This window comes from Pedobacter sp. GW822-FHT03F06, from assembly GCF_058801365.1.
The window spans coordinates 36,829-63,212 of sequence record NZ_JBXANE010000019.1 but is presented as its reverse complement, the minus strand read 5'-3'; the positions used below and the strand labels follow the sequence as shown (position 1 = coordinate 63,212).

At 38.9% G+C, this 26,384-nt stretch carries 19 protein-coding genes; all 19 read left to right on the top strand.

Going from position 1 to position 26,384, the window contains the following annotated elements; genetic code table 11:
- The 19 genes from AC1RJ8_RS24290 to feoB all read left to right on the top strand — a co-directional run bounded on the left by AC1RJ8_RS24290 (position 1) and on the right by feoB (position 25,917).
- Positions 1-360 (top strand): Sec-independent protein translocase subunit TatA/TatB, encoded by a 360-nt coding sequence (locus tag AC1RJ8_RS24290; RefSeq protein ID WP_492955976.1) that lies wholly within the window; start codon positions 1-3, stop codon positions 358-360.
- Between the two features lie 10 nt (positions 361-370).
- Positions 371-571 (top strand): Sec-independent protein translocase subunit TatA/TatB, encoded by a 201-nt coding sequence (locus AC1RJ8_RS24285; protein WP_029287719.1) that lies wholly within the window; start codon positions 371-373, stop codon positions 569-571.
- 18 nt (positions 572-589) lie between these two features.
- On the top strand, positions 590-2,008 hold the full coding sequence (gene gatA / locus AC1RJ8_RS24280; RefSeq protein ID WP_492955977.1) for an Asp-tRNA(Asn)/Glu-tRNA(Gln) amidotransferase subunit GatA: 1,419 nt from the start codon (positions 590-592) through the stop codon (positions 2,006-2,008).
- Between the two features lie 190 nt (positions 2,009-2,198).
- Positions 2,199-3,602 (top strand): lytic transglycosylase domain-containing protein, encoded by a 1,404-nt coding sequence (locus AC1RJ8_RS24275; RefSeq protein WP_492955978.1) that lies wholly within the window; start codon positions 2,199-2,201, stop codon positions 3,600-3,602.
- Between the two features lie 191 nt (positions 3,603-3,793).
- The gene (locus AC1RJ8_RS24270) at positions 3,794-6,109 is read left to right on the top strand and encodes an NADP-dependent malic enzyme (RefSeq protein ID WP_492955979.1); all 2,316 of its coding nucleotides are present in this window, start codon (positions 3,794-3,796) and stop codon (positions 6,107-6,109) included.
- A gap of 6 nt (positions 6,110-6,115) precedes the next feature.
- A complete protein-coding gene (ruvA, locus tag AC1RJ8_RS24265) occupies positions 6,116-6,700 on the top strand; it encodes a Holliday junction branch migration protein RuvA (RefSeq protein WP_215124881.1) in 585 nt (194 codons plus the stop codon).
- Positions 6,701-6,711: 11 nt separating this feature from the next.
- Entirely contained in the window at positions 6,712-13,911 is a 7,200-nt protein-coding gene (gene sov / locus AC1RJ8_RS24260) for a T9SS outer membrane translocon Sov/SprA (RefSeq protein ID WP_492955980.1), read from the top strand.
- Positions 13,912-14,290: 379 nt separating this feature from the next.
- The gene (locus AC1RJ8_RS24255; RefSeq protein WP_492955981.1) at positions 14,291-14,737 is read left to right on the top strand and encodes a hypothetical protein; all 447 of its coding nucleotides are present in this window, start codon (positions 14,291-14,293) and stop codon (positions 14,735-14,737) included.
- Positions 14,737-15,288 carry a hypothetical protein gene (locus tag AC1RJ8_RS24250; RefSeq protein WP_492955982.1) on the top strand — a complete coding sequence of 184 codons (552 nt, stop codon included), beginning with the start codon at positions 14,737-14,739 and terminating at the stop codon, positions 15,286-15,288. The genes AC1RJ8_RS24255 and AC1RJ8_RS24250 overlap by 1 nt, the downstream gene beginning before the upstream one ends.
- 272 nt (positions 15,289-15,560) lie before the next feature.
- On the top strand, positions 15,561-15,821 hold the full coding sequence (locus tag AC1RJ8_RS24245) for a hypothetical protein (protein WP_492955983.1): 261 nt from the start codon (positions 15,561-15,563) through the stop codon (positions 15,819-15,821).
- Between the two features lie 8 nt (positions 15,822-15,829).
- The gene (locus AC1RJ8_RS24240; RefSeq protein ID WP_492955984.1) at positions 15,830-15,958 is read left to right on the top strand and encodes a hypothetical protein; all 129 of its coding nucleotides are present in this window, start codon (positions 15,830-15,832) and stop codon (positions 15,956-15,958) included.
- Positions 15,945-16,409, top strand: a complete 465-nt coding sequence (locus AC1RJ8_RS24235) for a hypothetical protein (RefSeq protein WP_492955985.1) — start codon at positions 15,945-15,947, stop codon at positions 16,407-16,409. Before AC1RJ8_RS24240 ends, AC1RJ8_RS24235 begins: the two co-directional genes overlap by 14 nt.
- Before the next feature lie 134 nt (positions 16,410-16,543).
- Entirely contained in the window at positions 16,544-16,924 is a 381-nt protein-coding gene (gene gcvH, locus AC1RJ8_RS24230; RefSeq protein WP_492955986.1) for a glycine cleavage system protein GcvH, read from the top strand.
- Between the two features lie 10 nt (positions 16,925-16,934).
- Positions 16,935-17,333: a VanZ family protein gene (locus AC1RJ8_RS24225; RefSeq protein WP_492955987.1), complete on the top strand. Its 399-nt coding sequence runs from the start codon at positions 16,935-16,937 to the stop codon at positions 17,331-17,333.
- A complete protein-coding gene (locus AC1RJ8_RS24220) occupies positions 17,317-17,442 on the top strand; it encodes a hypothetical protein (RefSeq protein ID WP_492955988.1) in 126 nt (41 codons plus the stop codon). The genes AC1RJ8_RS24225 and AC1RJ8_RS24220 overlap by 17 nt, the downstream gene beginning before the upstream one ends.
- 155 nt (positions 17,443-17,597) lie before the next feature.
- Positions 17,598-20,414 (top strand): outer membrane beta-barrel family protein, encoded by a 2,817-nt coding sequence (locus AC1RJ8_RS24215; RefSeq protein WP_492955989.1) that lies wholly within the window; start codon positions 17,598-17,600, stop codon positions 20,412-20,414.
- Positions 20,415-20,712: 298 nt separating this feature from the next.
- Positions 20,713-23,484, top strand: a complete 2,772-nt coding sequence (locus AC1RJ8_RS24210; protein WP_492955990.1) for an outer membrane beta-barrel protein — start codon at positions 20,713-20,715, stop codon at positions 23,482-23,484.
- A gap of 97 nt (positions 23,485-23,581) precedes the next feature.
- Positions 23,582-23,797 carry a FeoA family protein gene (locus AC1RJ8_RS24205; RefSeq protein WP_055913318.1) on the top strand — a complete coding sequence of 72 codons (216 nt, stop codon included), beginning with the start codon at positions 23,582-23,584 and terminating at the stop codon, positions 23,795-23,797.
- An 11-nt stretch (positions 23,798-23,808) separates the two neighbouring features.
- Positions 23,809-25,917, top strand: coding sequence for a ferrous iron transport protein B (gene feoB, locus AC1RJ8_RS24200; RefSeq protein WP_492955991.1), 2,109 nt, complete (start codon positions 23,809-23,811; stop codon positions 25,915-25,917).
- Positions 25,918-26,384: the final 467 nt, after the last annotated feature.

Below are 26,384 nucleotides of genomic sequence, written 5' to 3'. Positions count from 1 at the left end.
ATGTATCAAGGCACGTTATTAGAGTTTTTAAATATGGGTGGATCAGAGATCGTACTCATTTTAGTGGTGGTTCTATTGTTGTTCGGAGGTAAAAAATTACCTGAACTTGCAAGAGGGCTAGGGAAGGGGATCAGAGAATTCAAAGATGCCTCTGATGGTGTTAAGCGTGAAATCCATAGAAATATCAATGCAATGGATTTAGATAAAGAAGAAGCAGAAGAAACAGCGGTAAACCATAGTCAGCGCCATCATCCAACAGAAGAATCATCTGTTGATGAAAAGGTAGAGGCCAGTGCAGGGCATACTGAAACCAGCACACCTGTTGACGAAAAAATTATAACTGACAAAGAAAAAGTTTAAACAAAAAGTTATGTTAAATACAACAATAGCAGCAATGCTTGGAACACCAGAAATTATCATTATTGCGGTAGTGGTATTGTTATTATTTGGTGGTAAAAAAATTCCTGAACTAATGAGAGGTTTAGGTAAAGGTGTTAAAGAATTTAAAGATGGTAAAGATGGCGTTGATGGAGAACAGGTAGATCCGTCTAACCGTGATAAAACCGTTTAATTGCAATAATTTTTAGTTTTGAAGAAATACAGCTCTCTTAAGGAGATTCAAACACTCATTGCGCAAAAGCAATTAACTTTACCCGATTTATTGGCTTATTATTTTAAGCAAATTGAAAATAATGAACACCTCAATGCATTTAATGAGGTGTTTTTTTTATCGGCTGAAGTTCAGGCTAAAGCGATACAGCAAAAAATAGAAGAAGGTACTGCAGGTAAACTTGCAGGAATGGTAATTGGTATTAAAGATAATATCTGTTATAAAGAGCATATCGTTACTGCATCGTCAAAAATGCTCGAAGGTTTTGTATCTCCATATTCTTCTACCGTTGTGCAGCGATTGTTACAGGAAGATGCCGTTATTATCGGTCGCTTAAACTGTGATGAGTTTGCTATGGGCGGCTCTAATGAAACTTCGTACTATGGGGTTGCTAAAAATGCTGCAAATCCCGACCTTGTTCCCGGTGGATCTTCAGGTGGCTCAGCTGTAGCCGTTCAGGCTGATATGTGTTTGTCTGCCCTGGGTACCGATACCGGTGGTTCGGTAAGACAGCCGGCTGCATTTTGCGGCCAGATTGGGCTTAAACCTACTTATGGCCGTATATCAAGGTATGGTGTTATTGCCTATGCTTCTTCTTTTGACCAGGTTGGCCCAATTACATCATCGGTAGAAGATGCTGCCTTGCTTTTACAGGTTTTAGCCGGCGCTGATGATTACGATTCTACTGTTTCTTCAAGTGCAGTGCCCAATTACCCTGCTCATTTAAACGAGCGTAAAAAACAAAAAATAGCGGTATTAAAAGAAACTATTGAGAGCGAAGCCCTCGATCCCGAAATCAAATCGGCTATTTTAAAATCAATCGAGCAGCTCAAATCAGATGGACATACTGTTGAGTATGTTTCTTTTGATCTGTTGGATTATCTGGTTCCGGCCTATTATATCTTAACAACGGCCGAAGCCTCTTCAAATCTTTCGCGTTATGATGGCGTTCATTACGGGCATCGTAACCTGGAGGCGAAATCGTTAAATGAGCTTTATAAATTATCCCGCGCCGAAGGTTTTGGCGAGGAAGTAAAACGCCGCATTCTTTTAGGTACTTTCGTTTTAAGTGCGGGATATTACGATGCTTACTATCAAAAAGCACAGCAGGTTCGCCGGTTGATCAGAGAAAAAATGGATGTTTTGTTTCAGGATTATGATTTAATTCTTTCTCCTGTGGCACCAACAGCTGCTTTTAAAATTGGCGATAATGTTCAGGATGCAATTGTGATGTATATGGCCGATATTTTTACCGTATTACCTTCTTTAAGCGGGAATCCGGCTATTGCTTTACCACTAGGCAATAATGCAGCAGGATTGCCGTTAAGTATACAGTTTACAGCCAAACATTTTGAGGAAGATAAGCTTCTGGCTTTTTCTCAGGCATTTTTATCATAGTTTTATCGTCATTGCGAGTTACGGCGCATAGTTAAGTATGGCAATGGCATTTTATTAACTGTTTTTCTAGGCGTTGTCTAGAAGGTTCGCAGATTCTTACTCTTTCCCTAATTATGGAAAGAAAAAGGAATATGTATAAAGGTTTGTGAGGACACAGGCCACGGTTAATGAAAATTTGAACCAATAGCCCATGATTAAAAAATTACTTTTTGCTTCAATTTGTGCTTGTTTAGGATACATTTCTTCCTCTTCCGCGCAACAAACGCTCAAACTGGATAGTCTTCCGAAGATTCACAACAACATTTTTATCAATACCGATACCGTAGCTGTACCGGTTGTTTCAGAAAACCCATTAACAATGGGGCAGAACTTTATCTATAAACTCAGACTCGATTCTATCGCTAAAACAGTACCTCTTCCTTACAACGAGTACGTTCAGCAGTATATCGATATTTATGCCAAGCGTAAAGATATGTTCGGGAAAATGATCGGTTTATCAAACTATTACTTCCCTATTTTTGATAAAGCATTAAAGGATTATAATATTCCGCAGGAAATAAAATATTTAACCATTGTCGAATCACAGATGAATCCGCATGCCATTTCCAGAGTAGGGGCAACAGGTATCTGGCAGTTTATGTTCGGCACAGGTAAGGCCTATGGCCTAAAGATGGATAACTTTGTGGACGAACGTAAAGATCCCATCCAGGCCAGTTATGCAGCGGCAGCTTATTTTAGAGATGCTTTTGAAGAGCTTGGCGATTGGCTGTTGGCCATCGCTGCTTATAACTGCGGAAAGGGGAATGTTAACCGGGCTATTGATAAAGCAGGATCAAGGGATTTTTGGGTAATCAGACAGTTTTTACCTAAAGAGACCAGAAATTATGTGCCGGCATTTATCGCCGCAGTTTATGTAATGAATTATTCTGCCAAACATCAGATTACCGCACAAGCCTCGAGCATGTTCTTAAAAACCGATACCGTTCAAACTACCCGTTTCGTGTCGCTATCTACGCTCGCAAAAGTGTTAAATATTGATGAAGCGGCGATTATGGCCTTAAACCCATCGTACAAGAAAAAGATTGTAAACGGTACCGATGATGAGCCGAAGCGTATTGTAATGCCCAAGTTAAGGGATATCGACTACGCAGGTATTTATGATGTGCTCAACAATCAGGAAGTGGATGTGAACATGAAAGTAGTAGCCGCCAGTACCGATGATGTAAGAGATTTAAGAAAGAAAAAAACTAAAAGTATAGCTACATCCTCCGTGGTTTATCATAAAGTTAGCTCAGGACAGAGCTTAACAACTGTTGCCGATAAATATGGTGTAGAGGTACAGGATTTAAGGGTTTGGAACGGTTTAAAAAGCAAAACGCTGGTGCCTGGACAAAAACTAAAGATTTATGCCAAAAACCGGATGCCGTTAAAAGCACCATCTTCGTTTCTAAGTTACAAAGTTAAAACAGGCGATACCCTGTCTGAAATTGCAGAAAAATTTGACGGTGCAACCGTTCAGAGCATCAGAAGAGATAACCGTTTATCAAAGGCAGGTTTGCAAGTAGGAATGATCCTGAAAATCAGTAGAGGATAACAGGGTAAATCTGACAATGGCATTCATTTTTTGATCAAATAATCTGAAATTCTATCAACAATGCTTGGTTTAACCCAATTAGTGTAACGGCAGCTTAAAGTAACGTCTTATTTAACTTTTTTGAAGGGCTTTTTATTTTATGCCTCATAAAAAGAATTGTACCTTTGCCCCCGTCACTAATAAGTTACGTAATGAGTAAGACCACTAGAAAGCAAGATGCGCTTGATTACCACTCGCAAGGCCGTCCAGGAAAGATACAAGTAGTACCCACAAAACCTACAACATCGCAGAGAGATTTAACTTTAGCGTATTCCCCTGGCGTTGCAGAGCCGTGTTTGAAGATTGCAGAAAATAAAGAAGATGTTTATAAATATACCGCAAAAGGTAACCTGGTTGCGGTAATTAGTAATGGTACAGCCGTTTTAGGCTTAGGCGATATCGGCCCCGAAGCAGGTAAACCTGTAATGGAAGGAAAAGGTTTACTTTTCAAGATATTCGCTGATATCGATGTATTCGATTTAGAGTTGGATACCAAAAATGTTGATGATTTTGTGAAAATTGTTAAGGCATTAGAGCCAACATTTGGTGGTGTTAACTTAGAAGATATCAAAGCTCCGGAATGTTTCGAGATTGAGCGTCGCTTAAAGGAAGAAATGAACATTCCGGTAATGCATGATGATCAACATGGTACAGCGATTATTTCAGCTGCGGCATTATTGAATGCTTGCGAAATCTTCAAGAAAAAAATGGATAAGATCAAAATTGTAGTTAATGGTGCTGGTGCCGCTGCAATTTCTTGTACCAAACTTTATGTTTCTTTAGGGGCTAAAAAAGAGAACATCGTGATGTGCGACCGTTCTGGTGTGATCCGTAAAGACCGCGAAGTGCTTGATGATATTAAAGCTGAATTTGCTACCGATAGAAAAATCAACACTTTGGCAGAAGCCATGAAAGATTCAGATGTATTTATCGGCCTTTCATCAGCAGATTGTGTTACTGCAGAAATGTTGACTTCGATGGCCAAAAACCCTATCGTTTTTGCAATGGCTAATCCTAATCCGGAGATTGCCTACGAACTGGCGATTAAAACCCGTAAAGATATTATTATGGCTACCGGCCGTTCTGATTATCCGAACCAGGTGAACAACGTTTTAGGTTTCCCTTATATTTTCCGTGGGGCGCTTGATGTTCGTGCAACAGGTATTAACGAGCCGATGAAAATCGCTGCTGTTAAAGCCATTGCAGAATTAGCTAAAAAATCTGTTCCAGAGGCTGTAAACTTAGCTTACAATGCGCGTAACCTTAAATTTGGTAAAGAATATATTATCCCAAAACCTGTAGATTTCAGGTTAATTACCGAAGTTTCTATCGCAGTTGCTAAAGCAGCAATTGAAAGTGGCGTAGCCCGTAAAATTATTACCGATTGGGATGCCTATAGCGAAGAACTGAGAAAACGTTTAGGCCTGGATGATGCCATTATGCGTGCCATCACTACCAAAGCTAAAACAGATCCAAAAAGAGTTGTATTTGCTGAAGCCGATAATTACAAGATTTTAAAGGCCGCACAGATTGTTAACGACGAGAACATCGCTATTCCGATCCTTTTAGGAAATAAAGATAAAATACAGGCGATTATTGATGAGCACGGTTTAGAGTTAGAAGGTGTTGAGATCATCGATCAGATGCAAAATCCTGATAAAACCAAACAATATGCCGAGGCGCTTTATCAAAAACGTCAGCGTAAAGGGGTTTCATTAACTGATGCCACTAAATTATTGAGAGACCGTAATTACTATGGTGCATCGATGGTTGAGTTTGGCGAAGCGGATGCGATGATTTCGGGTCTGACCAAAAATTATGGATCTACCATTAAACCTGCTTTACACGTAATCGGTGTTGATCCGAGTGTAAAACGCGTTGCTGGTATGTACATGATGATGACCAAAAAAGGACCTGTTTTCTTTGGCGATACTACTGTCAACGTAGATCCAACGGCAGAAGAGCTGGTAGATATTACGTTATTGCTTGATAAATCTGTTAAGCAGTTTAACATCAAACCCCGTATTGCTTTATTATCATATTCGAACTTTGGTTCAAATGATGGGGTAACACCAAATAAAGTAAGAGAAACGGTTAACCTCCTGCATAAAAATCACCCAGAGGTAATTGTGGATGGAGAGATGCAAGGAAACTTTGCCATCAACAACGAACTACTGAAAGATAATTTTCCATTTAGCACTTTGGCCGATGCTCCGGCGAATACTTTGGTGTTCCCAAATCTGGAGTCTGGAAATATTGCATACAAATTGTTACAAGAGTTAGGCGGTGCCGAAGCGGTTGGTCCGATCTTGTTAGGACTCAATAAACCTGTTCATATTGTTCAATTAGGTAGTTCTGTACGCGAAATCGTCAATATGGTTACCATAGCTGTTGTAGATGTGCAAGCAAAAGAAGAAATTGCAACATCCAAACGAAAAGGTATATTTGGAAAAACAACTAAAAAGTAGAATTACATGTACGCCTATATTGATGGTAAATTGACATTCAAGAACCCAGCATATGTTGTGGTTGAAGCCGGAGGTATAGGCTATCATATAAACATTTCTTTAAATACATACAGCGCTTTAGCTGATGCAGAAAGGTGTAAGCTCTACACTTGGCTGCATGTAAAAGAAGATGCACATACATTATACGGCTTCGCCGATGAAGGCGAACGCCGTTTATTTTTACACTTAATATCGGTATCGGGAATTGGACCAAATACAGGTAGAATGATTTTATCATCGATCACACCTATAGAGATCCAGACCGCAATTGTTAAAGCAGATTTACCTCTAATTCAAAGAATTAAGGGCTTAGGGGCTAAAACCGCACAACGCCTGGTTTTAGAACTACAGGATAAACTAAAAAAAGAAGGGGTAGATTCATTAATTTCTATGCCTCAACACAATACTGTTAAAGATGAAGCGTTATCAGCATTGGTAATGCTCGGATTCGCCAAACAAACCGCCGAAAAAACTATTGACCAGATTTTAAAAGTGACAGAGGGGACACTTTCGGTAGAGCAACTAATTAAACAAGCTTTAAAAACTTTATAGATCTACTGCCTTTGAAGAGAATATCTACATTTCTGTTTCTCATCCCTCTTTTCTTAATTGCTTCTCAAAACGTCTTCTCTCAAGTTGTTCCAAGCAAAACGGATACTATTACCCCAAAAAATAATTTTAGTTTACGAGAAAAAGAACATTTAGGACTTAGTCCGGCAGTTAATCCGTTTTATCCGGCACCTAGCAATTTAAAGCGTGTTGTAGAATACGATGCCAAGAATAAACGTTATGTGGTAAAGGAATTAATTGGCGAAAAATTTGTTTTAAACACACAATACTTAACCATTGATGAATACCAGCGATTGGTTAACAGTGAGATAAAACGCGGTAACTGGCGTAGCATTTCAAATGCAGAGGTAAGTGATTACAGAAGCACTGGTATTATTCCACAGATCCAGGTAAACAGCAAAGCTTTCGAAAAATTATTTGGTGGAACAACCATTGATATTCAGCCCCGTGGAGAGGCAGAACTCACCTTTTTAGGCCGGGTAAATAAAAATGAAAACCCGCTTTTTAACGAAAGACAGCGGGTGCAGACCAATTTCGATTTTAACCAAAGAATCCAGATGGATCTGGTTGGTAATATCGGAACCAAACTAAAAATCAAAAGTAATTACAATACCGAGGCCCAGTTTGATTTCGAAAATCAGATTAAGCTCGATTATACCGGCGGACCTGATGATATTATCCAAAAAATTGAAGCGGGTAACGTAAGCTTGCCTTTAAATACCTCTTTAATTACCGGAACCCAGGCCCTCTTCGGTATTAAAACACAATTAAAATTCGGGCGTTTAAACGTAACAAGTGTTTACACGCAACAAAAATCGCAATCACGGGAAATTAAAATTACCAATGGCGCGCAACAAAATACCACCACGGTAAATATTGATAGCTATGAGGCCAACAAACACTATTTCCTCTCACAATATTTTAGGAATAACTACAATAAAAACCTGGCCAACGCACCTATTATCACCTCTCCGATCCAGATTACCAAAATTGAGGTATGGATTACCAATAAGGCAGGTAATACTACTGACTCCAGAGATGTATTGGGCTTGATGGACTTGGGAGAAAATGTTCCTTTTAACAATAATTTAATTACCGGAGGAACTTCTGGTTTGCCGGCAGGAACTACCGCTACGGGTTTCCCACAACAGTCAAACAACCTGATCTCGCAGTTAAATGCTTATCAGGGCGGTGCTGTAAGGCAGACAAATTCAAACGCCGTCCTTTCTTTCTTCCAGACAACGCCAGCTAACAGTAGCAATACCGATAACTTTGCTAAACTGGTTTACGCAAGAAAGTTAACCGAGCGTGAGTTTACCTTTCAGCCGCAACTGGGTTATTTATCGCTGAACAACCCGCTAAATGCCGACGAGGTTTTAGCTGTTGCCTACCGCTATACCTATAACGGGGTAGAGTATCAGGTTGGTGAGTTTTCTACCGATGTATCTTTCGATGCGGCTAATCCCAAGGTGCTTTATGCCAAATTATTAAAGAACGAAACCACCAAGATCCAACTGCCAACATGGGATCTGATGATGAAAAATATTTATTCTATCGGAGGGTACCAGATCAGCAGTCAGAATTTTAAACTTGATATTTACCGTATCGATAATGAAACCGGCGTGGATAACCCGGTAATGACTGAAGGACAAAATACGGCGAATAAGCAGTGGATTGCCTTAACCGAATTTGATCGTTTGAACCAGCAAAATGAACGCAGGCCAGATGGGGTTTTCGATTTCGTGGCCGCAAATAATGCTTTTGGCGCTTATTCTACTGCAAGCAATGCCAATCAAGCCAGTATGTTCGGTGTAGGCAGCAATGGGCAAACTTCGTTGGTTACCAATACCAATTCGGGTTATATCACCATCGATCCGGCAAATGGAAGGATTATTTTCCCTGTTATTGAGCCATTTGGTAAAGATTTAGCTTCGAAGTTTTTACCGAGTGAGCAGGCTCTGATCAATAAATATACTTTTACTGCGCTTTACGATTCAACACAAACCATTGCTAAGCAGTTGTTTCAAAACCAGAACAGGTATACCATTAAGGTAAATTACCAATCTGATATTTCTTCTGAATTCAGTTTAAATGCCATTAACGTTCCGGAAGGATCGGTAAAGGTTTTTGCCGGAACAATGCCATTAACCGAGGGGATAGATTTTACTGTCGATTATCAGGGTGGCCGGGTGAGCATCATCAATCAGGCACTTTTGGTGTCTGGTCAGCCGATTCGGATTACGACTGAAAACAGTGAAACCTTTGGCCTGCAGCAACGATCACTTTTTGGAACTCGGTTAGATTACCGTGTAAACAATAAACTAAACCTTGGCGGTACCATCATGAACCTGACCGAGAAACCTTTAACCCAAAAGGTAAACATCGGCGAAGAACCCATTTCGAATACCATTTGGGGAGCAGATATCAACTATAGCTCACCATCAAGATTTTTAACAAAACTGGTTGATAAACTTCCGTTCATTTCAACCAAAGCACCTTCGAGTGTAACGTTTTATGGAGAGTTTGCGCAATTGATTCCTGGCCACCCAAGGGCATTGAATTTTGCCGGCAGTAAAAACGGGGTAAGTTACTTAGATGATTTCGAAGCATCCAGATCGGTAATCGATTTAAAGAGTGCCATTGCCTGGCAGCTGTCGGGTACGCCACAGCTTTTCTCAGAATTTGATAAATCCAACGATTTATCTTATGGTTACAATCGGGCAAGAATTGCATTTTATAACATCGACCCAACTTTTTATAATTCTGCCGCTTCAACCACTCCGGCCAATATCAGGGGCAACCGGGGAGAACTTTCCAATCACTATGTGAGAGAGGTAATTGAGCAAGAGGTTTTTCCGTTTAAAGAAACGGCAACCGGACAGGCCTTAAACATTACCACTTTCGATGTGGCATATTACCCAACCGTTAGAGGGCCTTATAATTTCCGTACTACCGACTTTAGGCCAGATGGAACATTATTGCAGCCCAAAAATAACTGGGGAGGTTTCCAAAGAAAAATCGAAACCAATGATTTTGAAGCCTTAAATGTGGGCTTTATTGAGTTTTGGGTAATGGATCCATTCATCTATAAACCAAATTCTGCCGGTGGCGACATGTATTTTAACTTGGGAAATATCTCAGAAGATATTCTTAAGGATGGCCGGAAATCGTTAGAAAACGGTCTTCCAGCAACAAACGATCCAAGCAAATATGAAGAAACCGCTTGGGGCCGTGTACCAAAACTGCAACCCGTTGTACAGGCTTTCGATAACAATGCCAGTTCGCGTAGAGCACAGGATGTAGGTTTGGATGGACTATCAGATGCTGATGAAAAAGTAAAATTTGCAGCGGCAATTACGCAGATTAAATCGCAGTTAAATGCCACCGCTTCTGCCGCGCTTGATGCCGATCCATCATCAGATAATTATACTTATTTCAGAGGTCCGGCACTAGATCAGATCAATGCGGGTATTCTTAAACGCTACGAAAAATATAACGGTACTGAAGGAAACTCTAAAACTTCGCAACAGTCGCAAGAAGAACTAGGGCTTGAAAACTCTGCATCTACTTCTTTACCCGATGGGGAAGACATCAACCGCGATAATAACATGACGCAAAGTGATGAGTATTTTCAGTATAAAGTTTCGATCCGCCCGGGAGATTTAAATGTTGGGCAGAACTTTATTACCGATAAGGTTACCTCGCAGGTAAAATTGGCTAATGGAAATACCCAGGCTGTTTCATGGTATCAATTCAGAATCCCGATCGGTCAGTACCAGGACAAAGTAGGCGGTATCCAGGATTTTAAATCGATCCGTTTCTTCAGGATGTTTATGACCAATTTCGCTGATACTGCTGTGATGCGTTTTGCCAAGTTGCAGTTAATCCGTGGAGAGTGGAGAGAATATAATGCTTCCAACCAAGCTGCACAGGTAATCGTCGATCCATCGTTGCCTGCACTTACCCCTGATAATTCTACTATTGAAGTTTCGACAGTAAATATTGAAGAAAATGGAAAACGTTCACCGATTCCATACGTTACCCCTCCGGGCATTCTTCGCGAGCGCGATTATAGCAACTATCGTGGCGATACACGTTTAAATGAGCAATCGCTATCGGTTATTGTAAAATCGTTAAGAGATGGCTATGGTAGAGCGGCATTTAAAACAGCCTACAGCGATTTCAGATCTTACAAACATTTGGAAATGTTTATTCATGCCGAGGCTGTTAATAACCAAATTTTAAATGATAATGATGTTGCCGCATTCTTAAGAATCGGAACCGATAACCAGGATAACTATTATGAATATGTAATCCCGTTAAAGGTGACCAATCCGGGTACAAGCGATCCTGATGCCATTTGGCCTGAAGCCAATAGAATGGATATTGATTTAACACTTTTCCAAAATGCCAAGCTCGCCCGTAACGTAGCTAAACAAGCCAACGGACAACCATGGCCTACAAATGTTCCATTTACCTATACCGACGGAAATAGAACCATTGTAGTTAAAGGGCAACCTGATATGAGCAAGGTTAGGGTGTACATGGTGGGGATTAAAAATCCGCTCCGTGCCGCCAGTGATGAACGGAACGATGATGGCCTTGATAAAAATGCACTGGTTTGGTTTAACGAATTGAGGTTAACTGAATTTGACGAAAAGGGCGGTTGGGCAGCTACAGGAAGATTGAACTTAAAACTGGCTGATTTTGCAGATGTAAATATTTCCGGAAGTAAATCTACCATCGGTTTCGGATCTATCGATTCGAAAGTGAGCGAGCGGAACCGTGCAGATAATGTATTGCTTGATGTTTCTTCTGCCATGGAATTAGGTAAGTTCCTGCCGCAAAAATCGGGTGTGAAAATCCCGATGTTTGTAAGTTACTCTAAACAGGTTTCTACTCCACAGTACAATCCTCGCACTCCGGATATCGAGCTTAAAAATGCATTAAACCAATCAACGAAAGAACAAAAAGATTCGATTTTAAATTTCGCACAGGATTATACCGTTAGAAGAGGCATAAACTTTACCAATGTCAGAAAAGAACGGACCAATAACAGTAAACCTGTCCGCCTATGGGATATTGAAAATTTTGCCGCAAGTTATGCCTACACCCAATATAATCATCGCGATTTTATTAATCAGAGCAGTATTCAGAATACCTATAGGGCATCGCTGCAGTATAGTTATTCTAGAGAAGCCAAAACAATAGCACCGTTTGAAAAGATTATTAAATCGAACATGCTGGCTTTACTGAAGGATTTTAACTTCAGCATTTTTCCAAGTGCCATTAATTTCAGGATCGATGTAGACCGTTTATATTCAGAAAATACCTTACGGAATAACGATCCGAATAATACCATTGGGGTTTACCAGAGTGGTTACGGCACTACCTTTAACAAAAACTTTACCATGAGCCGGATTTATGGTATCGCCTGGAACCTTACCCGTTCGTTACAGTTAGATTTTAATGCCACCAATTATTCGATCATTGATGAACCGGATGGAAGGCTTGACGGTTTAAAACGCGATACCGTTTGGCAAAACTTAAAACGTTTAGGGCGTACAACCGATTATAACCATAATTTAAACGTTACCTATAACCTGCCAATTGATAAAATACCAGGACTAAACTGGATTACCGTAAAAACCCGTTATGGGACCAACTTTAACTGGCAAACCGAGCCGCTTTCTACTTTACGCGATCCGAATATTAATTTGGGTAATACGGTACAGAACAGCAGAACGGTACAGGTAAATCCAACCTTAAACTTAACTACTTTATACAACAAGTTTGGTTTTATCAGAAAGGCAGGCAACGATCAGGAAGGAAGTGGCGCTAAGACATTTTTTATTAATCTATTAACGAGTGTAAAAAACGTTAATGCCAGCTTTGTTCAAACCAAAGGTATTTTCTTGCCGGGCTATCTGCCAACCACCAAGTATTTTGGTATCGATAATGCAACTGGTGCACCAGGCTTGGGTTTTGCTTTCGGAAGTCAGCGCGATATTCGCGATATGGCCTTAAACAACGGATGGTTAACCACCGATACCTTGCAGAACCAACTGTATGTAAACACACTCAGAGAAGATTTTCAGCTTACCGGGCAGGTAGAGCCATTTAAAGATTTACGGATTACGCTAAAAGCCAATAAGGCGCAAACAAGAAACTTTTCTACCAATTTCAGGTATGTAGCCAGTGTATCATCGTTCGAAAACTTAAGTGCCATCACTACGGGCGATTATAGCGTGTCGTACATTGCTTTGGGTACGGCTTTCAAGGAAAATAACTCAACAGTAATTTCGGGTCTGTTTAATCAGTTTATGGCCAATCGGATCATCATCTCTCGAAGATTGGGTGCTCAGAATCCAAATTCAGGGGGTGTAAACGGCAGTTATGCCGATGGTTACGGTAAAGAAAGTCAGGATGTAATTATTTCTGCTTTTATGGCCGCTTATTCGGGCAAAGATGCCGGAAAAACGAAAATGAATGCCTTCCCTAAAATTCCCCTTCCAAACTGGAGTTTAACCTATAGCGGTTTAACACGTATTCCTTTTATCGCCGATAAGTTTTCGTCTGTCGATATCAGACACGGCTACCGCTCTGCCTATAATATTAATGGCTTTAACTCCTTATTGCGCTATCAGGAAACCAATGGTGCAGTTAGCAGTAGAGATGTTAACAATAACTTTTTACCGGAATACCAGTTTGCCCAGGTAACCATTTCTGAATATTTTTCTCCATTAGTTGGTGTTGATACCAGGTTTAAAAATAACCTGACCGCTTCTTTCGAATTAAACCGTTCACGTTTATTGGGATTAAGTTTATCAAACAGCCAGCTGGCACAGCTATCAGAAAATAATATGGTTTTAGGATTAGGCTACCGTACCAATAAATTCCGCTTCCCATTCGGATGGTTTAAAAGCCTGAAAATGGATAACAACATGGATTTCAAACTGGATGTAGCTATCCGCGATAATAAAACCGTTATTTATCGTGCCGATGTTACCGAAGCCGAAGTTTCTTCAGGCGCAAAGAACATTACATTAAGGCCAAGTGTAGATTATGTGTTGAATCAGAAATTTAATATCAAATTGTTTTACGATTCGAATATTACCAAACCTTATACTTCGCAGACTTTTAATACTTCATTCAGTAATTTCGGGTTTAGTTTAAGGTTTACATTGAATTAGGAAACGCGCAATAGTGGAGAATCCTAAAAACTGAACTTGATTACAGTAGAGCTATTCAGCGTCTTGATAAAATTTTCGCTGTTGAACCTGAACATATGATGTTTTCTGAGGCGAATTGCTTGGTTTCTTGTTTAAGCTAAATCAATCTAGATTTATCCAATACATCATTAGGATTCTTGAAGCCAAATTTCGTGAATTTCGATAGAACGGAAAAATTAATGCCTATTGGCGAACGCCAGAGAACAAGGCATTTGTTAGTTGGGCAGTTGGTTATTTAATAACAAATCCAAATGAATATGATGAAACCTTTAAGAAAATACTTACTGGCCCAGAGTATATAGCTGTTGATCCAACCTTAGTAGTTCAACCACAAAATAAATTGTGTTCATCAAGTTTTGTGTTTTCAACTGTTGTTATTCCAGATCCTAGTCAAAACTCTAGAGGCTGGAAAGAAGCAGCCATTAAAGATGTAACAATTAATGTATTACCTGAAAGTTATTTGGAGAATATTTGGGATATTGTTACAACAGGGAGCATATTTGCTAAAGGAATTTTTAATTTAACAGTTGGAGTGCCTGGAGATCTGCCTAATTCAATTGTTGCAAAGGAGGCAGCAATTGCTGCAAATACGACGATGGTTCAATTGGAAAAAAGCTATGGAACAAAAGGGTTAACAATTCTTATAAAATCTGGTACATTGGGCAGAACTGTTGCAAAACTAATGCAGATACAATTAGGAACTGCAGTACCTGGAGCAAGAGTTAGTGCTAAATTAACTGGAAGCACTCCACCTCATACACCGGTAACTGGAATAAATTGTCAATAATGAATAATATAAAAGAAAAAATTTACCAAATAATTAAAAATCTGTTTCGAAGAGATTTTTTTTATGATCAGGGTTCTGCCACTACTACTGAAAATATCAATGTGCAAATCAAAAAATTTGAGAAAGAAAATCCAAATGCTACAACTATTTTTTTAAATAACCTGAATAATAGCTTCCCAAATATTAAAATTGAAAACTTTACACATTTTTTTAATCAAGATCGATGCATAAGGTTCCTTATACAAATAAGTGAAGAAAAAAGATTTATATGTCAATTAAGTGTTTTTAATTATTTTTCGGTCTACCAACATAGTGTAAAATTTATTGATGGAAGATACGAATATGAAAAACCTCATTTTGTTAACACCAATGAATCAGAAATCTGCGATGAAATTTATAGATGTAGTAAAGTAAACGCAATTAGGGCAATTTGGTTAAGCAGAGATATTTTAAATGAAGTTGTTGATGAGTTTTCAATTCTAGACGATGATCCCTTATTCCGATATGAGATAAAAATTTCTGACATACTTTTCACAGATCATTATATTTAACAAAGAATTAAAAATGTGTTTAATGGCAACTTTCTGTCAAAAACCTCACTTTAAACATCATTAGTTTATATCCTCATTATTAGATTATTCAAATGCTGATTATCATAGATTAAAGTTTACAGATCAGTCTTTCGAAGAGCTAAAAAATGATTTTGAAAATATAGATAATACCTGTTTTGCATACAATTCGTTCTGGACAAGCGAATCAGATGCATTATTATCGGAAATAGATAATGATTAATGAAAGCATCATCATAATAACATTTAAAAATATGAAAGCAAGCAATTTCGTTGATAGAATTCAAAAATTAAAGCCAAGAAAAAAGGATTTCAAAAATACAGATATTTCAATGAGTTTTGTTGAACGATGTATAAATGAATTTGAAATTACTCCAGTAGGGGAAAAGAAATTTGACAATGAAATAATGACTTTGATTTTGAATTACAATGTAGATAACTTAAATCTTAATGATATTACATTTGATTCTGATTATCAGGGAAATAATGAATATATTTTTTTGGGTGGGATATAAATGACCGTGTGTTAGAAAAATTCAAGAAAACGGTTGAAGATCAAAAATTAACAGGTATCGAATTCATGCCAAGCAACTTAAGGCTTGTAGAGTGGTTACAAGGTGGTGTAAGAGAAAAAATTTATGGCAAAGCATAATAAAGAAATTAACCCCATAAAAAACTGGATTGATAGTGATAGTGCTTTGGCTTCTATTTTAGTTGAGATACAGAGTTTAAACAAATCAATTGAAGAACAGGCTGAAGTCGCATTTCATAGATTATGCGAGACATACAATTTACCAAAGATGCCAATAGATGTTGATGAAACAGAAGATTCGGATATCGAACAAATATCTGTATATCAAGAACTGGGTTTAGTTAAGTTTCTTGAACCTAACGATGATCTTCGAGGTTTAGTTTTAGTAGCGGTTTATAATGTGATCAATCAGATCACTATAAATTTAGATGAGGTGTATAAAAAGGCCGGTATTAATAAAGAAACTTTAATTTGTTACAAGGGTGAATATTCTAATGTGAGTATCTCTTTTCTAAATGATAATGAAAGCTGGTTTGCTAATGGTTGTGTTATGTGCTTGAAAGGAGCATAACAAATCTTATTTCATTCTTTAGAGGCAGTATGTATACTAATTTTGATTGATTTAATTTTGGATAACAGAATGATCGATTAACACTTCGACATTCCAACATAATATTTAACTTTGCGAAAACTAATTTTAAAACCATGAATTTTCCATCAGAATTAAAATACACTAAAGACCACGAGTGGGTTAAAGTTGAAGGTAACGAAGCTATTATCGGTGTTACTGATTTCGCTCAGCGCGAATTAGGTGATATTGTTTATGTTGATATCAATACGGTAGGTAGCGAAGTAGCAAAAGAAGAAGTTTTTGGTACTGTAGAAGCTGTTAAAACGGTGTCTGACTTATATATGCCAGTTACGGGTACGGTGTTAGAAGTTAATGCTGAACTGAACGACAATCCTGAATTGGTAAATTCTGATCCTTACGGAAAAGGCTGGATGGTAAAAGTATCTTTAGCTGATTTAGCTGAAGTAGAAAGTTTATTAACTGCAGCAGCATACCAGGAATTGGTAGGCGCTTAATTATTATATTTTGTACAAAGCACTGAAACAACAAAAATGGGCCATTTTCTGGACTATTGTCGTTTTAGTGCTTTGTAATATTAAGATGCCCGATTCACCTGGGCATGGCTTTTTTTTCGAAGGCTTTGATAAAATGACCCATATGGGTTTTTTCTTTGTCTTATCGGTATTACTCTTCTACGGGAAAATAAGATATCAGCATACCTTCGCTTTCAGAACATTAACCATTTTTAAAATATTGCTTATCAATGTGATCATTGGTGGCGGAATTGAACTGTTACAATGGAAAGTTTTTACCTACCGATCTGCAGAATGGTGGGATTTTGGCTGCGATATGTTAGGCGCAACTATGGCAGTTTTTAGTTATGTATTGCTTCATAAATTAAATTTCAATGAAAACAAAAATTAGTATCATCTGTGTAATTGTGGCCATAGGTTTAAGTGGATGCAGTATCTTTAAAAAGAACTGTAACTGCCCAAAAGTGTACTACAAAACTTATCCTTCGCCACAAAAATAATCCCCTCTCCGATCGACCTTCCTTTTAGATCTGATCACCTTCCTAAAAAGGCTGTATTTAAAATGTTACCAAGCTTTTAACACACCTTAACAAACCTTTGCGCCTTTCCCTAGTCTGATAGCTTAGTTTTGTATTATAATATCTAATTTTTTTTAATGAAAAGAAACGTTCAGCGGGCAATATTCATTGTGCTCCTATTTTGTGGATATATTGCCCAGGCTCAAAATACTGGCTCAATAAGCGGTAAAGTAATTAACGCAAAAGATAAAAAGCCGGTCGACTTTGCTACCATAGCGGTTAAAAGCTTAAAAGATTCGAGTGTTGTGGCCTCAGGTCAAACCAATCCTGATGGATCTTTCAGTTTTAAGAGCATTGCTCCAGGTAAATATAGAATCTACTCCGCCTTTTTAGGTTTAAAAACAGCTACTAAAGATATAGAAGTGGCTAAAGCAGCAGTAAATGCGGGCGAAATTAGCATGAGTGATGATGGTGTAGATTTAAAAGATGTTAATGTTACTGCAAGCATTCCGGTGGTTGTAAAAACCGATACCATAGAGTTTGATGGGAAATCGATCAAGGTTAGAGAGAACGCTGTTGTAGAAGATATGTTGAAGAAACTACCTGGAGTAGAGGTGGCAAAAGATGGAAGTATTAAAGCGCAGGGCGAAACCGTTACCAAGGTTAAAGTAGATGGTAAAGAGTTTTTTGGAACAGATCCCTTATTGGCGACCAAAAACTTGCCTGCCGATATGGTAGATAAGATCCAGGTAATTGATGAGATGTCTGAGCAATCTCAATTTTCAGGCGTTGATGATGGTACGAGGAATAAAATCTTAAATATCACCACTAAAGCCGGAATGAAAAAGGGTTATTTTGGAAATAGCACGGTTGGATATGGAACACAAGATCGTTATGATGCAAGCTTAAATGTGAACAAGTTCGATAATGACCAGCAGTTTAGTTTTATCGGCCAATTTAACAACGTAAATAAACAAAACTTCGGACAGGGCAATGGCGTTGGTAACGGTTTTGGCGGCGGTGGCCGGGGTAATTTTGGCGGTGGTGGCAGTGGTGCGGGTAGTGGTGGCATTACAACCACAAATGCAGCTGGTTTAAACTTTGCAGATACCTATAAAGATGGCACCCAAATTCAGGGAAGTTACTTTTTTAACAAATCGGCTGTTTCAAACCAGCAGACAAGTTTCACTCAAAATTTATTGGGAGACAGAATTACTACCGTTTCGAACAATGCGGATAATAATACGGACCGGATCAACCATAGGTTTAATTTTATGATCGATACCAAGCTGGATTCTTCCACAACAATTAAGATCCAGCCAAACGTATCCTATACCGAAAGTGATGCTACAAACTTGAGCGATTATACCCGAAATCTGATCCAGTCTACAACTGTCGGAAATCAGCGCTATATCAGCAACAGTACTGCTCCAAACATCAGCAATAATCTTTTGGTCCGTAAAAAGTTTAAAAGACGCGGGAGAACATTATCGCTTAATGTTAACACCAGTATTAATAATAATGATGCCGATAATTATAATTACATATCTGAAACGAATACCATTAACAGTACGCCAACGGCTAGTTTGATCGATCAGTTGAACAAAGTGAACACAAACTCTATTAACAATACCTCCAGATTGGTATATACCGAGCCCTTATCAAAAACAACAAGTTTAGAGTTTAACTATCAAAATGGATATAGCCATGATAACCAGGGCCGCCAGGTATTGGATTTCAACTCAGCAAGCGGGCAATATGATCTTGTTAATCTGGATTTTACCAATATTTATGAGAATCAAACGTTAACAAATGCTGCGGGTGTAAGTTTTACCACCAACGAAAAGAAATATAACTGGAATATTGGTTTAGCTGCACAACAAACCAATCGCGAAAATACCAACCTAACAACGGGTTTGGTAAGAACGCAGAATTTTATCAATTTAACGCCCTCGGCTAATTTCAGGTATAATTTCAGCAACTCCAGAAGATTGAATATCCGTTATAGAGGAACAACCCAACAGCCAACAATCAACCAGATACAGCCAATACCTGATAATACCAATACACAAAGTGTTTTTGTCGGTAATCCAGGTTTAAAGCCTCAGTTTAACAATAATTTAAATATTAACTATAATAATTTTGATTTCGCCAAAAGCAGAATGTTCTTCGCTTTTTTAAGTCTGAGTCAAACTTTTAATGCAATTGGTAACAGTAGTCAATTGGTGACTGACCAAAATGATAAGGATTTCGGTAAAATCAGAACGACCTACGTTAATGTTGATGGAGTTTATTCGGGTAATGCAAGTATCAATATGGGGGTCCCAATTTTACCTGAACGTAAATTGACACTGAATGCATCGTTAAACGGAAACTACAACAGGAATGTGAATTTTACCTCGGGTAATAATAACACTGCTGATCTGGTAAAAAATATCACGAATTCCTGGTCAGTTACCAACAAATATAATTTTGTAACCAACTTTGATAAATTTGATCTTACTGGCGGTATTTCTGGCACATACAATAGGGCAACTTACTCTGCCCAGCCAAACTCCACCACAAACTATTATACCTTAAATCCCAGTTTTGATATCAGTTATTTATTTCCCGGAAATATCCGTTTAGCGGTAGATTTAGATTATATTAAAAATACAGGTAGAGGTGAAGGATATAATACCGAATATACTTTGGTAAATTCTTATATCAGCCGCCAGTTCTTTAAAAATAGAGGTACATTTAAAATTGCTGTTAACGATGCATTTAACCAGAACCAGGGCATTAGCAGAACAGCAACCAATAATACCATTACAGATTTAAACTATAACGTGTTAAAACGTTATTACATGTTCTCATTCACCTATTCTTTAACCCGAATCGGCGGAAGAAATATGAGCGGAGATATGCAGATGCCTGCTCAGGGAGGCGATGGCGGTCGTCGTATGAGAATGTAATCTGTCTTCTTCACTATATCGTCATTTCGACCGAAGTGTTCCAAAGGAGCTCCTTTGGAGGAGAAATCTAAAATAATGCTTAAAGATTTCTCTCCCGAAAGTTCGGGATTACACTCCAGTCGAAATGACGATTTTACTTTAGAAAAGTCTCGGTTTTAACCGGGACTTTCCTGTTTTATAGCCGCGGAGTTTTATGATTAAATGTATTGTTGACATTTATGTATTTCAAATGTTACCTAAGTAAAAATAAACCTTTATAAAAGTCGATAGTCTCTATGCTATAAACCAAACTAACCGAATGAAACAAATTTTTACGCTCCTTCTTATTTTATCATCTTTTTATGTTTACGCTCAGAAAACGGGTTCAGTTAGCGGACGGGTTGTCCAATCAAAAGATAAAAAACCAATCGATTATGCCTCTATAGCGGTTAAAAACTTAACCGATTCTAGTATGGTTGGTGCAGTGAGCACCACCGAAGATGGGAAATTTGTTTTCAAGGGGTTAAAACCTGGTACTTACAAGTTATATGCTGCATTTTTAGGCTTAAAAAATACCACTAAAGATTTTACCATCTCAACAGATAAACTTGATATCATCTTGGGCGATATTGTTTTAGAAGGTGGCGCAATAGACCTTCAAACGGTTGATATTAAAGCAGAAATTCCGCCGATTGTGGTGAAAAAGGATACACTCGAGTTTAATGCAAGCTCGTTTAAAGTGGTAGAGAATGCAGTAGTAGAAGACCTGTTAAAGAAACTGCCAGGAGTAGAGGTAGATAAGGCTGGAACAGTAAAAGCCCAGGGCGAAACCATTACAAAAGTTAAAGTAGATGGTAAAGAGTTTTTTGGGAACGATCCTTTATTGGCTACTAAAAACCTTCCAGCCGATATGATCGATAAAATTCAGATTATTGATGAACTGTCAGATCAGGCACAGTTTACCGGAATCGATGATGGCTCGAGAACCAAGATCATTAATATCACCACCAGAAAAGATAAGAAAAACGGTTATTTTGGAAATAGCACGGCGGGCTATGGTTCTAATGACCGTTACGATGTAAATGCGAACATTAACCATTTTAACCAAGATAAGCGATTGAGCATAATTGCGCAGTTCAACAATGTAAACAAACAAAACTTTGGCGGTGGCTTGGGTGGAGGGAATGGCGGCAGTAATGGTGGCCGGGGCGGAATTACCGATACCAAAGCTGGCGGTTTTAATTTTTCGGATGAATATGCCGATCAAACCGAAGTTAGTCTAAGTTATTTCGTTAATAAATCTGATAACCTTATTCTGTCGAACAGTGTAAGGCAAAATTTATTGGGTAATGAGACTACAGTTTTTAATAACAACCAGGTCAATAATTCCGATCGGTTAAATCACCGCTTAAACTTTATGGTCGATACCAAGATTGATTCGTTGACCTCGCTTCGGATACAGCCAAATTTAAGTTATACCGATAACGAGAGCTTGAACAACAGCACCTATACCCGAGATTTTAACAGGTACATGATTACTGGAACGCAGACGTTAAGAAATCACAATACCGCGCCATCCATCAGCAACAACATTTTATTGCGTAAAAAATTTATGCGCAGGGGAAGAACGCTTTCATTAAACTTCAGTACCAACATCAACAATAACGATGCTGATAATTACAATACCAACCCTGAAACCAGAAAAGAAAACGGGACAACTACTCAAAAAACAACCGATCAGTTTAATGATCAGGAGAGTGAGTCCATCAGTCAGAATACAAGATTGGTATATACCGAACCCCTGGATAAAACTTTGAGCCTGGAATTTAATTACCAGAATGGTTATAACCACAATACATCCGATCGTTTTACCTATAATTTCAATCCGGCCACTTTACAATATGATCTGTTGGATGAAACCTTTAGCAATGCCTATGAAAATACCATTTTAACCAACTTGGCGGGTTTTAGCTTTAACAAAATGGCAAAAAAATACAACTGGAATGTGGGCATGGCGGTTCAGAACACAGATCGCACAAATAACAATATCAGCAGGGGCTTTGTACTCAAGCAGAATGTTTTCAACTACACGCCTTCGGCTATGTTCAGGTATAATTTTAGCAACAGCAAACGCCTGGTATTTAACTATAGGGGGAGTACAAACCAGCCGACTATTCAGCAGTTACAGCCGATCAGGAACAATACCAACACACAAAGTATTCCCGTTGGTAACCCCGATCTGAAACCCGAATTCAATAATACCCTTCGTGTAGCCTACAATACATTTACTGTTGGAAAAAACAGGTCCTTATTCGTGAATTTAAACCTTACCCAAACGTCAAACCGGATTGCGAATAGCAGCAGCCTGATTCAAAGTGGCGAAGACCAGGGGAAACTGGCCATTACTCCGGTTAATGTAAGTGGTGTTTACTCAGGGTCTGTTTCCTCTTCATTAAGTTTGCCGATTATGGCCGAGAATAAGCTGAATTTCCATATCAACGTTAGTGGTAGTTATGATAGGGATGTAAACTTTACCAACGCCTTAAAAAATATCACCAATAGCTGGTCTGTTACCAATGGCTATCGTCTGGTCTCTAATTTAGATAAGCTCGATTTAACAGCAGGCGTAAGTGGCTCAATTAACCGTGCAACATACTCGGTTCAGCCTAATTCTAATACACGTTATTATACCTTTAGTCCGAATGTGAGTGTAAGCTATTTGTTCCCTGGAAATATCCGCTGGGCAATAGATGCCGATTATAACCAGAATACCGGAAGGGGAGAGGGTTTTGATACACATTTTACGCTCGTAAATTCTTACATCAGCAAACAGTTTTTCAAAAACAGGGGAACCTTTAAAGCGGCGGTAAACGACTTACTGAACGAAAACCAGGGCGTAAGCCGTACGGCCAATAACAATACCATTCAGGATGTAAGTTATAATGTATTGCAGCGTTATTTTATGGTTTCGTTTACCTATTCCTTAAACCGTATGGGTGGTAAAAACCGCATCAGGGGAGGTGAAGAAGGCGGCAGGGGCCGTGGTGGTAATGGCGGTGGCGGCTTTGGCGGAGGCAGACAGCGGAACTAGATCATTTTAGGGTAAAGCTGTGTAATTTATATCCCACACACCACTATCTTATTTGGAATAAATCTAAAGAAAGGTTAACTTGCGCCAAATTTAGCACATGAAACTGTCGCACCTTAAAGTTGGAGAAAAAGGAACAATTGTAGCTTTTACAGATTTAGATATGTCTGTAAAGTTAATGGAGATGGGCTGCTTGCCTGGTGAGGTGGTAGAGGTAGAGCGTTTTGCTCCTTTGGGCGATCCTATGGCGATCCGTGTTGCTGGTTATCAGCTTTGCTTGCGTAAAAGCGAAGCCGATGTTATCATTATTCAATAAAAAAGCTGGGTTTGGATATTAAAGTTGCGTTAGTTGGTAATCCCAATACAGGTAAATCTACTTTATTTAACCGTTTAACAGGGTTAAATCAAAAAATCGGAAATTTTCCAGGCATCACTGTCGATAAGAAAACAGGTTTTACCAAACTTGCTGATGGTAAAGAAGCCGAGATCATTGATTTACCTGGAACATATAGCTTATATCCGAAAAGTGCTGACGAAAGTATCGTTTTTCAAGTACTTGCCGATAAAAAAAACAATAGCCATCCTGATGTTATTGTCCTCATTGCCGATGCTTCCAATTTAAAGCGCAATATGCTTTTGTATTCGCAAGTAGCAGATTTAGGCATTCCTATGATTTTAGCCCTGAATATGATCGATCTTTCGGCTAAACAGGGGATCGAGATTAATCTGGATAAACTTGCAGAGAAACTGGGCGTCCAGGTGGTTCCCATTTCAGCACGAAACAACATTGGGATTGACAAACTAAAACAGGCCATTGCCAATACCAATAAAATTGCCACACAGCTGCAGGATGTAGATGTGAATTTTCTAGCTCCTGAAGCGATTAATGCCATAAAATCGAAACTTAATTCTGATAACGATTATTACGCGCTGCAGGTTTTGCACCAGCACGAGCATTTAACTTTCTTTACCGAAAAGGAACAAGAAGAAATTGAAAATATAGAGCAGTCGCACCATTTCGAATCTTCAAAAATTCAGGCTGCAGAAACCATTGCCAGGTACAAACACCTCAGTACCATTTTATCTGATGTGGTTGTTGACAAGGGTACTGAAAAGAAGTTTTCTTTTAGTGATAAATTGGATGCTATTTTAACCCATAAAATATGGGGATTTGCCATTTTCCTGCTCATTCTTTTTGTTATTTTCAATGCTATATTTGCCTGGTCGTCCTATCCAATGGACTGGATTGAGACTGGTTTTGGTTTTATAACGAGTACCGGTCACGAATATCTGCCGGCGGGTATGCTTACCGATCTGTTATTGGATGGTGTTGTTGCCGGACTGGGTGGCATATTCGTATTTATCCCACAGATTGCAATCCTTTTTGCCTTTATATCCATTTTAGAAGATACCGGCTACATGGCCCGTGTTACCTTTATGATGGATAAAATTATGAGCAAGGTTGGCCTTAACGGTAAATCGGTAGTGCCAATGATCGGTGGTTTGGCCTGTGCAGTTCCGTCTATTATGGCTGCAAGAAATATCGAAAACTGGAAAGACAGGATGATTACGATCATGGTTACCCCATTGGTAAGCTGTTCGGCGAGGCTCCCGGTGTATATTTTAATCATTTCCTTAATCATTCCTTCTCAAAACGTTCTAGGTATTTTTAACCTGCAGGGATTGGCGCTGATGGTGATGTACCTGGTAGGTATTATCGCTGCGGTATTAGTGGCATGGGTAATGAAATTCATCATCAAAACCAAAGAAAGGTCATATTTTATCATGGAGCTGCCTATTTACCGCATGCCAAGGTGGAAAAATGTATTCTACACCATGTATGAGAAATCGAAAACCTTTGTTTTTGAAGCGGGTAAGGTAATCATTGCCATTTCCATCATCCTTTGGGTAATGGCCTCTTTCGGGCCAGGAAACCGTTTCGAAAGTATCGATAAAAAATACGAAACCGCTTTGGCCGATACCACAAAAAATACAGATCACATCAAGACCATAGTGGCTACAGAGAAGTTGGAAAACTCTTATGTAGGTATCCTTGGGCATTGGATCGAGCCTGCCATCCGCCCTCTGGGATACGATTGGAAGATTGGTATCGGTTTAATTACCTCTTTTGCTGCCCGTGAAGCCTTTGTGGGTACAATGGCCACCATTTATAGTGTTGATGGCGGTGACGAAGATACAGCAACCATTAGAGAACGTATGTCGGCCTCGGTGAATAGCCGCACTGGCTTACCTGTGTATAGTTTTGCTACAGGTATTTCGTTAATGCTTTTTTACGCTTTTGCTATGCAGTGCATGAGTACAGTTGCTATTGTTTACCGTGAAACCAAAGGATGGAAATGGCCGGTTATCCAATTGGCTTATATGACAGCCATGGCTTACGTTGCTGCGCTTGTTGCTTATCAGTTGTTGAAATAAATAGATCCGTCATTTCGAGCGGAGTACAACGTAGCCGAGAAATCTGTCTTGATAATGCTTTCTAACTTATATCCGGATTAAACATGAGTTGAGAGAATAGTTTTTTACAACATATTCCCGCGTTGTCACCCTGAGCGGAGTCGAAGGGCGTTACTAAAATATTTATTATAATGATTAGAAGAGCAATTCCTGTACAGCTTATGTGAGCTACCTACCGCTTTCAGTTTTACTTTGCCTGCGGCTTCGTGTTCACTCCATCCGGTAGCTATCGGATCGGGTCTAGGTGGCCCGTTAGGTAGTACTATTTTTGTCTAGGAGTATATGTGCCCTTCTCCGAGTCCTTATATTGAACAGGTTGTTGCGTTTGTCACCCTGAGCGTAGTCGAAGGGTCGATAAGCAAATTGCTATTTATTGCACAAACCTTTGTTTCTAAACCCGGTAGTAGCGGCAGCCTCCTTCCGATTTT

Excerpts from the sequence above, each read along its gene's own strand:
- AC1RJ8_RS24275 (WP_492955978.1), top strand. The coding sequence starts at position 2,199 with ATGATTAAAAAATTACTTTTTGCTTCAATTTGTGCTTGTTTAGGATAC.
- AC1RJ8_RS24245 (WP_492955983.1), top strand. The coding sequence starts at position 15,561 with ATGAAAGCAAGCAATTTCGTTGATAGAATTCAAAAATTAAAGCCAAGA.
- AC1RJ8_RS24215 (WP_492955989.1), top strand. The coding sequence starts at position 17,598 with ATGAAAAGAAACGTTCAGCGGGCAATATTCATTGTGCTCCTATTTTGT.
- AC1RJ8_RS24250 (WP_492955982.1), top strand. The coding sequence starts at position 14,737 with ATGAATAATATAAAAGAAAAAATTTACCAAATAATTAAAAATCTGTTT.
- AC1RJ8_RS24205 (WP_055913318.1), top strand. The coding sequence starts at position 23,582 with ATGAAACTGTCGCACCTTAAAGTTGGAGAAAAAGGAACAATTGTAGCT.
- AC1RJ8_RS24210 (WP_492955990.1), top strand. The coding sequence starts at position 20,713 with ATGAAACAAATTTTTACGCTCCTTCTTATTTTATCATCTTTTTATGTT.
- AC1RJ8_RS24270 (WP_492955979.1), top strand. The coding sequence starts at position 3,794 with ATGAGTAAGACCACTAGAAAGCAAGATGCGCTTGATTACCACTCGCAA.
- ruvA (WP_215124881.1), top strand. The coding sequence starts at position 6,116 with ATGTACGCCTATATTGATGGTAAATTGACATTCAAGAACCCAGCATAT.
- AC1RJ8_RS24220 (WP_492955988.1), top strand. The coding sequence starts at position 17,317 with ATGAAAACAAAAATTAGTATCATCTGTGTAATTGTGGCCATAGGTTTA.
- AC1RJ8_RS24235 (WP_492955985.1), top strand. The coding sequence starts at position 15,945 with ATGGCAAAGCATAATAAAGAAATTAACCCCATAAAAAACTGGATTGAT.
- AC1RJ8_RS24285 (WP_029287719.1), top strand. The coding sequence starts at position 371 with ATGTTAAATACAACAATAGCAGCAATGCTTGGAACACCAGAAATTATC.
- gcvH (WP_492955986.1), top strand. The coding sequence starts at position 16,544 with ATGAATTTTCCATCAGAATTAAAATACACTAAAGACCACGAGTGGGTT.
- AC1RJ8_RS24290 (WP_492955976.1), top strand. The coding sequence starts at position 1 with ATGTATCAAGGCACGTTATTAGAGTTTTTAAATATGGGTGGATCAGAG.